This window comes from Nocardia sp. NPDC127606 (assembly GCF_042671725.1).
Lineage (GTDB): Bacteria > Actinomycetota > Actinomycetes > Mycobacteriales > Mycobacteriaceae > Nocardia.
In genome coordinates this window covers 216033-226075 of sequence record NZ_JBHXWQ010000012.1, presented here as the reverse complement: position 1 = coordinate 226075, position 10043 = coordinate 216033, and the positions used below count along the sequence as shown (strand labels likewise).

9 protein-coding genes are annotated in these 10043 nt (G+C 68.2%); 3 read left to right on the top strand and 6 right to left on the bottom strand.

Features of this window, described 5'->3' with window-relative positions; genetic code table 11:
* Positions 1 to 322: 322 nt before the first annotated feature.
* The 4 genes from bioD to ACFVJ5_RS34445 are packed head-to-tail and all read right to left on the bottom strand — an operon-like array spanning position 323 to position 4001.
* Positions 323 to 1003, bottom strand: a complete 681-nt coding sequence (bioD, locus tag ACFVJ5_RS34460) for a dethiobiotin synthase (RefSeq protein ID WP_379226731.1) — start codon at positions 1001 to 1003, stop codon at positions 323 to 325.
* A complete protein-coding gene (locus tag ACFVJ5_RS34455; RefSeq protein ID WP_379226729.1) occupies positions 1000 to 2199 on the bottom strand; it encodes an 8-amino-7-oxononanoate synthase in 1200 nt (399 codons plus the stop codon). The genes bioD and ACFVJ5_RS34455 overlap by 4 nt, the downstream gene beginning before the upstream one ends.
* Positions 2196 to 3473, bottom strand: coding sequence for an adenosylmethionine--8-amino-7-oxononanoate transaminase (locus tag ACFVJ5_RS34450; protein ID WP_379226727.1), 1278 nt, complete (start codon positions 3471 to 3473; stop codon positions 2196 to 2198). Before ACFVJ5_RS34450 ends, ACFVJ5_RS34455 begins: the two co-directional genes overlap by 4 nt.
* Before the next feature lie 60 nt (positions 3474 to 3533).
* On the bottom strand, positions 3534 to 4001 hold the full coding sequence (locus tag ACFVJ5_RS34445) for a MarR family winged helix-turn-helix transcriptional regulator (RefSeq protein ID WP_379226725.1): 468 nt from the start codon (positions 3999 to 4001) through the stop codon (positions 3534 to 3536).
* A 29-nt stretch (positions 4002 to 4030) separates the two neighbouring features.
* On the opposite strand from ACFVJ5_RS34445, the gene ACFVJ5_RS34440 reads away from it, so the two are divergent.
* From ACFVJ5_RS34440 to treY, 3 genes are all read left to right on the top strand, one after another.
* Entirely contained in the window at positions 4031 to 4576 is a 546-nt protein-coding gene (locus ACFVJ5_RS34440; RefSeq protein ID WP_379226723.1) for a cupin domain-containing protein, read from the top strand.
* 67 nt (positions 4577 to 4643) lie between these two features.
* On the top strand, positions 4644 to 6746 hold the full coding sequence (gene glgX / locus ACFVJ5_RS34435) for a glycogen debranching protein GlgX (RefSeq protein ID WP_379226721.1): 2103 nt from the start codon (positions 4644 to 4646) through the stop codon (positions 6744 to 6746).
* Positions 6747 to 6794: 48 nt separating this feature from the next.
* Entirely contained in the window at positions 6795 to 9182 is a 2388-nt protein-coding gene (gene treY, locus ACFVJ5_RS34430; RefSeq protein ID WP_379226759.1) for a malto-oligosyltrehalose synthase, read from the top strand.
* A gap of 46 nt (positions 9183 to 9228) precedes the next feature.
* On the opposite strand, the gene ACFVJ5_RS34425 is transcribed toward treY, so the two are convergent.
* Positions 9229 to 9648, bottom strand: coding sequence for a hypothetical protein (locus tag ACFVJ5_RS34425; protein WP_379226719.1), 420 nt, complete (start codon positions 9646 to 9648; stop codon positions 9229 to 9231).
* 26 nt (positions 9649 to 9674) lie between these two features.
* The gene (locus tag ACFVJ5_RS34420; protein ID WP_379226717.1) at positions 9675 to 10031 is read right to left on the bottom strand and encodes a nuclear transport factor 2 family protein; all 357 of its coding nucleotides are present in this window, start codon (positions 10029 to 10031) and stop codon (positions 9675 to 9677) included.
* Positions 10032 to 10043: the final 12 nt, after the last annotated feature.

The following is a 10043-nucleotide window of genomic DNA, read 5'->3' as shown; positions in this document are numbered from 1 at the left end:
ACGACCGGGGGGTACATGAAAGATTGGAACCAATAATAATTATTGGCACTGACATTCATCGACACACTATTGAGTTCTCAAAGAACACACGCACACACTTCTACCCACAACTTCTCGGAGGGGTTTCGGTGAGGCAAGGGTTCAAACTTAGCTCAGACAACCGGCCGGAAGCAAATCCGTACCGAGTCCCTCTGAACACGCAGTCAGTCAGGCGCTCATCGTACTACCTCGTGTCTCGGCCGCTGGGCGGCTGAGTCGGTGTCCGTGTCGCTCTGACTCGAATAAAGTTACGTGCCGACCAACACGAAGTCAAATCGGCTGGTCAAGGGCGGTTTCCAAACAGCGGACCGGTGGTGAACCAGCTCGGTGCGGCCGCGGTGAAGCGGAGGCGGTCCCACTGCCCCGCGCCCGCGGGGATCGCGCCGACTATCGGGGTCTCGGTGACTCGCGGAAGGTCTTCGCGATTGCACCGGGAGGCGAGGTCGGGATCGGTCGGCCAGGAGCCGATGACCAAGCCGGCGCAGGGAACGCCTGCCGCGGCGAGCGTCCGGGTGGTGAGTTCGCTGTGGTTGAGGGTGCCCAGGCCGGCTGCGGCGACAACCAACACTGGTGCGCCGATCTTCTGGGCGAGGTCGAGCAGGGTGAACTCGCCCATCCGCACCAGCAGTCCGCCCGCGCCTTCGACCAGCACCAGGTCGGCATCGGCCAGCGATTCGACGGCGGCGACAGTGTCCCTGAGGGTCAGCAGTGGCATGGCCGCGCGGCGTGCGGCGGTGTCGGGAGCGAGCGGTTCCGGGTAGCGGGCGATCTCGAGGGTGCGGGTCACCCCGGTCAGGCGGGTGACCTCCGCGAGGTCACCGGGTTCGCCGGGAGCGATGCCCGTCTGTGCGGGCTTGCAGACAGCGACAGTGCGCCCCGCGGCCTGCGCGGCGGCGGCCAGTGCCGCGGTGACAACGGTTTTGCCGACGTCGGTCGAGGTGCCGCTGATCAGTAGGACAGTCATGCCGTCACCGTTTCCTTGCCGCGGGCCGACGCGAGAACGTCGCCGAGGACCTCGGCGATCGTCTCGAGTTCGGCGGAAGTCAGGTCTGCGCGGGCGGTGAGGCGCAGCCGTGAGGTGCCTTCGGGGACTGACGGCGGGCGGAAGCAGCCGACATCCAGGCCGCGGGCGCGGCATGCCTGCGCGGCGTCGAAGGCGACTTGAGCTTCGCCGAGGACGACGGAGACAACCGCGGAATCGGGTTCGGCGACACCGGCGATCCGGGCGATGTCGGCGGCGCGGTCGAGTACGCGGGTGGCCATCGACGGGTCGCGGCGCAGCAGCGACAGGGCGGCCCGAGCCGCACCGACGGCGGCGGGAGCGAGGCCGGTGTCGAAGATGAAGGTGCGCGCGGCATCGATGAGGTGGGCGCGGATTCTGGCATCGGCCAGGACAACGCCGCCCTGGGCGGCGAATGCCTTCGACAGGGTCGCGGTGATCACGAGGTCCGGCTCGCCGGCCAAGCCCTGCTCGTGCACGAGCCCGCGTCCGCCCTCGCCGCGGACCCCGAGCCCGTGGGCTTCGTCGACGATCAGGACGGCGCCGTTCGCCCGGGTGACGCGATGCAGGTCGGCCAGTGGCGCGAGGTCGCCGTCGGCGCTGAAGACCGAATCGGTGAGCACCAACGCGCGCTCTTCGGTGCGCTCGGCGAGCAGTCGTTCGATCGCGGCGACGTCGCGGTGCGGCGCGATGGCGACCCTGGCGCGAGAAAGCCTGCACGCGTCGACCAGGGAGGCGTGCGAGCCCGCGTCGGAGACCACCAGGGTGCCGCGCCCGGCCAGCGCGGTGACCACGCCGAGATTGGCGGCGTAGCCGGTGGCGAAGACCAATCCTGTTTCGGCGCCGACGAATTCAGCCAGCTCGAGTTCGAGGAGTGCGTGCTCGGTGGTCGTTCCGGTGACCAAGCGGGAGCCGGTCGAGCCTGTTCCCCAGCGACGCACCGCCTCGACCGCGCCTTCGACGACCTCGGGGTGCCGGTGCAGGCCCAAGTAGTCATTGGAGGCGAGGTCGATCGCGGACGACTCGGCGACGCGCTCGCGTAGATGCCTGCGTAGCCCGGCGTCGACCCGTTCGGCCGCACGCTCGTCCAACCAGCTCAACGGATCCGTACTCACAGTTGAGCAGCATACTTGAACACCGTTCAGGACGGTCGGGCTCATGCGATCGAGGCCTTCACCGCCGCGCCCACGGCCCCGGTGATGGTGGCGATGTCGGCGCTGGTGCTGATGAACGGGGGCATCGTGTAGACGAGGTTGCGGAACGGGCGCAGCCAGGCGCCCGCGTCGACGGCGGCATCGGTCGCGGCGCGCATATCGACGGGTTGGTCGAGTTCGACGACGCCGATCGCGCCGAGCACGCGGACTTCGGCGACGCCGGGCAGCTCGGCCAGCGGTGCGAGGCCGGCCCGCAACTCCGACTCGATCCTGGACACCTCGCCGCGCCAGTCCCGCGAGCGCAGCAACTCGATCGAGGCGACCGCGACGGCGCAGGCCAGCGGGTTGCCCATGAAAGTCGGCCCGTGCATCAGCCCGCCGTGTGCCGCGCTGATGGTCTCGGCGATCCGCGCGGTGCACAGCGCCGCGGCCAGGGTGAGATAGCCGCCGGTCAGCGCCTTGCCGACGCACATCACGTCGGGCGCGACGCCCGCGTGGTCGGCGGCGAACAGCTCGCCGGTGCGGCCGAACCCGGTGGCGATCTCGTCGAAGACGAGCAGTACGTCGTTGTCGTCGCAGATCCGGCGCAGTTCGGTGAGGTAGCGCGGATCGTGCCAGCGCATGCCGCCCGCGCCTTGGACGACCGGTTCGACGATCACCGCCGCCAGCTCGTCGCGATGGGTGACGACGGCGCGTTCGAGTTCGGCGACGAAGTCGGGTTCGAACTCTCGTGGCGGCGCGGGGACGAAGACCTGCTCGGTGAGGACGTCGGTCCACAGCGAGTGCATGCCGCCGTCGGGGTCGCAGACGCTCATCGGGGTGAAGGTGTCGCCGTGGTATCCCCCGCGCCAGGTGAGCAGCCGGTTCTTCGCCGGGCGCCCGACACCGCGCCAGTACTGCAGGCACATCTTGGTCGCGACCTCGACCGATACGGAGCCGGAGTCGCAGAGGAAGACCTTGTCGAGACCGGCGGGCGTGAGTTCGACCAGCAGTTGGGTCAACCGGGTGGCCGGTTCGTGGGTGAGCCCGCCGAACATCACGTGACTCATCCGCTGGGATTGCGCGAGCAGAGCAGCGTCGAGGACGGAGTGGCAGTAGCCGTGGACAGCCGCCCACCACGAGCTCATCCCGTCGACGAGTTCGCGGCCGTCGGCGAGAGTGAGCCGTGTTCCTGCCGCACTTGCCACGACCAGTGGCTCGGTGGTCGCGGGAAATCCGCCGTAGGGATGCCAGACGTGTTCGGCATCGAGGGCGGTGATCTGCTCGGGGGTCAGGTCCACAGGTTTCCTCGTCGTCGCCCGGGGCTGCCGAGACGACAGCCTTGAACGCTGTTCAAGTTATCACTTGCCGTCGTCGGCGGACCGGGTGTCGGTGTGATTCGCGATCGCGGCAGGCAGCCGAGCGAGGGCATCGCGGACCACGGCGAGCGATTGCGCGCCCAGCTCGGCGGCGATCACCCGTTCGATTCGCTGGATGTGCCGCCCGGCCAGCGCCACCGCCTCCCGACCGGCCGCGGTGGTGACCACCAGCCGTGCGCGCCCATCGGCGGGATCGGGCGTGCGCCGCACGTATCCGCACTTCTCCAAGTGCGAGACCAGCTCCCCCATCGACTGCTGGGTCATTCCGGCGGTCTCGGCCAGCGCGGTCACCCGCGATCCTTCCGGTGCGAGGTATCGGAACACCGCGTAGTGGGCGGGGCGCAGATCGGTTCCGAGCCCGGCACGCAGCGCGGGGTTCAGCGCGCGCTCGTAGGCATCGGCCGCCTGGACCAGCAGTTTCAGCAAGGAGGGTCGCTCAACCGTTGACATAATAGGAAGGTTACCTTTATACCTGGATGATGGCTGCCATCGGTTCCGTCCTCACCTTTCGCAACGGGCATCGGGTCACGCTCGTCGACCGCGGCGCCGACGCGCAGGGCGCCTATCTGCGCCTCGAACACGTACTGCCGCACATCGGCCGGGAGGCGGGCCCACACTGGCATCCCGAGATCAGCGAAACCTGGACCGTTCGCACCGGTCAGGTGCGATTTCGGGTCGACGGCGAAGAGATCGTCGCCGGGCCGGGCGATACGGTGACCGCTCCCCCGCGCGTCGTGCACGAGTTCTGGAACGAGGCGAACGACACCGTGATGGACCATCTGATCCGTCCGCCGCTGCGGCACTGGGAGATGTTCGCGTTCTGGAGCGGACTCGACAACGCGAACAAGACGACGACGAGCAAGCTCCCCCGCAATCCACTCGCCCTCGGGCTGCTGTGGGAGTACCAGGACGGCTATCTCGCCGGTCCGCCCGCGTTCCTGCAACGGCTGATCTTCGGCGGATCGGCCGGGCTCGCGCGGCGCACGGGCTACGCACGGCGGTTGCTCGCGACCACACCGACCTGAGCGGCGGTCAGCGAGCGGCCGGTCACATCGTGCGCGGTGGCGCCCGGGGTTCCATTACTGTCGTAGCATGTCGAGCCCGAACGACCGACCCGAGGTGTGGCCGGGCACCGCGTATCCGCTCGGCGCGACCTACGACGGCGGGGGAACGAACTTCTCGGTGTTCTCCGAAGTCGCCACGAAGGTCGAGCTGTGCCTGATCGCCAAGGACGGCTCCGAGACCCGCGTCGACCTCGACGAAGTCGACGGGTATGTCTGGCACGCCTACCTGCCCTCCGTCATGCCGGGTCAGCGGTACGGCTTTCGTATCCACGGCCCGTACGATCCGGAACTCGGATTGCGCTGCGATCCCAGCAAACTGCTGCTCGACCCGTACGGGAAGGCGTTCGACGGCGAGTTCGTCAACGACCCTTCGCTCTACACCTACGGGCTGGATTCGCTGGGCAACACGATGACCGGGGTGGTGATCAACCCGTTCTTCGACTGGGGTCCCGACCGGCCGCCGAACCGGCCGTACCACGAGACGGTGATCTACGAAGCGCACGTCAAGGGTCTGACGATGACGCACCCGGATATCCCGGAGGATCTGCGCGGCACCTATGCGGGCCTGGCGCATCCGGCGATCATCGGGCATCTGAAGTCGCTGGGCGTCACCGCGATCGAGCTCATGCCGGTGCACCAGTTCTTCCACGATCACGTGCTCACCGATCAGGGATTGCGCAACTACTGGGGCTACAACAGCATCGGCTATCTCGCACCGCACAACCAGTATTCGGCCCGGCCGCGCGGCGACGGCGCGGTCGCGGAGTTCAAGGCGATGGTGCGCGCGATGCACGCCGAGGGCATCGAGGTGATTCTCGACGTCGTCTACAACCACACCGGCGAGGGCAACCACAACGGGCCGATACTGAGCCTGCGCGGGATCGACAACGCCGCCTACTACCGGCTCGACGAGGCCGACCCCGAGCACTACAAGGACTTCACCGGCACCGGCAACAGCCTCAACGTCCGGCATCCGCACACGCTGCAACTGATCATGGATTCGCTGCGGTACTGGATTCTGGACATGCACGTCGACGGCTTCCGCTTCGACCTCGCCGCCACCCTGGCGCGCGAATTGCACGATGTGGACCGGCTTTCCGCGTTCTTCGACCTGGTACACCAGGATCCGGTGGTGAGTCAGGTCAAGCTCATCGCCGAACCGTGGGACGTCGGTGAGGGCGGCTACCAGGTCGGCAACTTCCCCAGCCTGTGGACCGAGTGGAACGGCAAATACCGGGACACGGTGCGTGACTACTGGCGTGGGGAGCCCGCGACGTTGGGCGAGTTCGCCTCTCGGCTCACCGGATCGTCGGATCTGTACGAGTCGACGGGCAGGCGGCCGGGCGCCAGCATCAACTTCGTCACCGCACACGACGGCTTCACGCTGCGAGACCTGGTGTCCTACAACGAGAAACGCAACGACGCCAACGGCGAGGGCAATCGGGACGGCGAAAGCCACAACCGATCGTGGAACTGTGGTGTCGAAGGCGAGACCGACGATCCCCGGGTCCTGGCGCTGCGTGCTCGTCAGCAACGCAATCTGCTGGCCACGCTGATCCTGAGCCAGGGCACGCCGATGCTCGCCCATGGTGACGAGATCGGACGCACCCAGCTCGGCAACAACAATGTGTACTGCCAGGATTCGCCGCTGGCGTGGATGGACTGGTCACTGGCGGAGTCGAATGCCGACCTGCTCGAGTTCACCCGGGCGGTGATCGCCTTGCGCACCGAGCACCCGATCTTCCGGCGCCGTCGCTTTCTGGCCGCCGGTCCGAGCGACGATCAGGGTCACCGGCGCGAGATCGCCTGGTTCGCGCCCGCGGGCACCGAGATGACCAACGACGACTGGGACAGCGGCTTCGGGAAATCACTGGCCGTGCTGCTCGACGGTGACGGCATCGCCGAACCGGGTCCACGGGGCGAGCGCATCACCGACGACTCGTTCCTGCTGTGCTTCAATGCGCACGACGAAGCGATCGATTTCGTCCTGCCCGGACCGGAGTTCGGCGCGCACTGGTCGCTCGCCCTGGATTGTTCGACCCCGACCGGCGCGGCCGACGCGGTGTATGCCGCCGCGGCGACGCTGCCGGTCGCCAGCCGCTGCCTGCTCGTATTGCGCCGAACCGCCTAGCCGCCGAGCGAGACGATGACCGAGACCTATGTGACCGACCCAGTGACCATGCTCCATCGCGCGCCCGTCCGGGCGGGCACGGTACGCAGCACCTACCGGTTGCAGTTGCGCCCCGACGCGCTCACCTTCGCCGATGCCCGCGCCATCGCCGAATACCTGCAGCAGCTGGGTATCTCGCACCTGTACCTGTCGCCGATCCTGACCGCGACGCACGGGTCGACACACGGTTACGACGTCACCGACCCCACCACGGTCTCCGCCGCGCTCGGCGGGCCGACGGGCCTCAAAGCACTCTCCGACGAAGTGCGAAGCCGGGGTATGGGATTGATCGTCGACCTGGTGCCCAACCACGTGGGTGTCGCCGATCCGCGGCAGAATCCGTGGTGGTGGGACGTGCTGCGCAACGGCCAGAAGTCGCAGTACGCCAAGTATTTCGACATCGACTGGAGCTCGGGCAACGGCGCGGGCGGGCGGCTGGCGCTGCCGGTTCTGCAGAACGAGAACGACCCGGCCGCGCTCACCGTCGACCGATCCGGCGCCGAACCCATGCTGGCACTGCACGATCTGCGATTCCCGATCGCGGCGGGCACCGACGGCGACAACGCACTGCGCATCCACGACCGCCAGCACTACCGGCTGGTGAGCTGGAAGGCCGGGGTGTGCACGTATCGGCGGTTCTTCGCGGTGAACAGTCTGGCCGCGATCCGGCAGGAAGACCCGGAGGTGTTCGAGGCGACGCACCGGGAGCTGGCAGCCTGGTGCGAACACGATCTGATCGACGGTGTTCGCGTCGATCATCCGGACGGATTGTCGTATCCGAGTGCGTATCTGACCCGGTTGCGCAGGCTGATCGGGCCGCAGCGGCTCCTGCTCGTCGAGAAGATCCTCGCCAATCGTGAGCCGTTGGACGCGACGCTGCCGGTCGACGGCACCACCGGCTACGACGCGCTCGCCGATCTCGGTGGGGTGCTGATCGATCCGGCGGGCGAGACGACGCTGACCGAACTGTCCCAGCACGTCGCGGGGCACGGCAGCGACCGGGCGTGGTTCGGCGAGACCGAGCATCGGATCAAGCGGGCCGTCGCCGAAACCATTCTGGCGCCGGAGATCCGGCGATTGGTCGCCGCGATCAAACGCGACGGCAACGCGGGCAGCTTCGACACCCTCGCGGTGAGCAACGCGACCATCGAGGTGCTGGCCTTCATGCCGGTGTACCGGGTGGATTACGCGCCGCTGGCCGGGATGACGGCCGCGGTCGTGGCGGAGGTGGAGAAGCGCAACGCCGAGTTGACGGCACCGCTGTCGGTCCTGGTGACCGCGCTGTCGGTGGGTGGTGAAGCGGCGACGAGGTTCTCGCAGGTGTGCGGGGCGATCACCGCCAAATCGGTCGAGGACACCATGTTCTATCAGGGTGCGCGGCTGGTGTCGCTGCAGGAGGTGGGCGGCAATCCGGCGCGATTCGGCCACTCCGTCAACGACTTCCACCTGTCCAACAGTGAACGCGCGCAGCGCTGGCCGGCGACCATGACCACGATCTCGACCCACGACACCAAACGTGGGGAGGACGTGCGTGCCCGGATCGGGGTGTTGTCGCAGGTCGCCGATGTCTGGTCGCAGCGGGTTCGAGGCTGGCTGGAGACCACCCCCGCGCCCGACGGGGCCACCGCGTTGTTCCTGTTGCAGAACATGTTCGGGGTGTGGCCCGCCGATGGGCGACCCGCCTCGTCGGTGCCGGGGCTGCGGGACCGGCTGCACATGTTCGCCGAGAAGTCGATCCGCGAGGCGGGCACGAAGACGTCGTGGGAGGAACCCGACGCGGCGTTCGAATCGGCCGTGCACGGCTGGCTCGACGCGGTGATCGATGGACCGGTCGGTACCGGCATCGGCGATCTGGCCCACGAGCTCGCGCCGCACGCGTGGTCGGACGCGGTGGCGCAGAAGCTCTTGCAGCTGGGCGCGCCGGGGATTCCCGATATCTATCAGGGCACCGAGTTGTGGGAGGACTCCCTCGTCGACCCCGACAACCGGCGGCCGGTGAACTTCGCCACCCGGGTCGGGATGCTCCAGTCACTCACCGACACACCGACTTTGGACACCACCGGCGCGGCGAAGATGTGGGTGGTCGCCTATGCGCTGTGGTTGCGCCGGGAGCGGCCGGAGTGCTTCGTCGGCGGGATGTATCGGCCGCTCTATGCCATCGGTGAGCACGCGCATCGGTTCATCGCCTACGGGCGGGGGCCCGCGGGCGAAGCACCGGAGGTGATCGTGGCGGCGACCCGGCATTCGGTCGGGCTCGGCACCACGGGCTGGCTCGACACCACGTTGCCGCTGCCGCAGGGCAACTGGACCGATCGCCTCACCGGAAACACCTTCGCGGGTAGTGCGCGGGTGGACAAACTGTTCGCTCGGCTTCCTGTCGCGTTGCTGGTGCGCTGACAGCGCGAGGGACCGACACTGCGCGTGCCGGTCCCTCGTGTCCAGCTCAGTGACTACGACGTAGTCCCAGATACTGCAGCGCGGCGAATCCGCCGACAGTCACCGACTGCATCACCGCCCATACCGCGCCCACTGTCGTGAGACCGAGCGCGCCGGTCGACAGTGCCACGAGACTCGCCACGACCCAGGCGGTGTTGCCCGTCGCCACCGCCGACGCCGCGGCCCGGTTGACGGGCGCCGATCGGCCGACGACCGCGACGGCGAGGCCGTAGGCGGTGAGAAAGGCGCCGATCGCGAGGCCGACGCCGGCATCGAGTCCGAGTAGCCGTTCCAGTGGTTGCGCCAGTGCCAGGTAGGCCAGGCCGTTGGCGGTGGTGACGACGGCGTCGAGGCGCAGCGACAGCCGCAGCAGGTTCTCGCCGGAGGCGAACAATGCGGACAGGCGGGACGGGGCGGTGGTGGTCATGGCGGATCTCCTTGGCTGTGAAAGGGTCAGGTGGTGGCGGGGACCTGGTCGAGGAAGCCGTAGACGCTGTCGATGCGGCCGTCGGCGAGGACGGCGACGTCGAAGCCGATCACCACGGCGGGGGCGTCGGCGGGGCCGAGACCCCAGGTGAAGCGGACCTGGTCGTGGTGGGCGTCGACGGGGCCGGCCAGCGTGAACGTCCACTCGGGGAACTGGGCCTGGACACCGGCGATGGCGGCCTCGAGTTCGGCGTGGCCGGTGACCGCGACCAGCGGGTCGACGTAGCGGGCCTCCGGGGTGAACAGGCGGGCGACGGCGGAGCGGCGGGCAGCGGGCTCGCGGGTGTTCCATGCTTCCAGGTACTGTGCGACGACGGTGTTCATCTCGACCTCCGA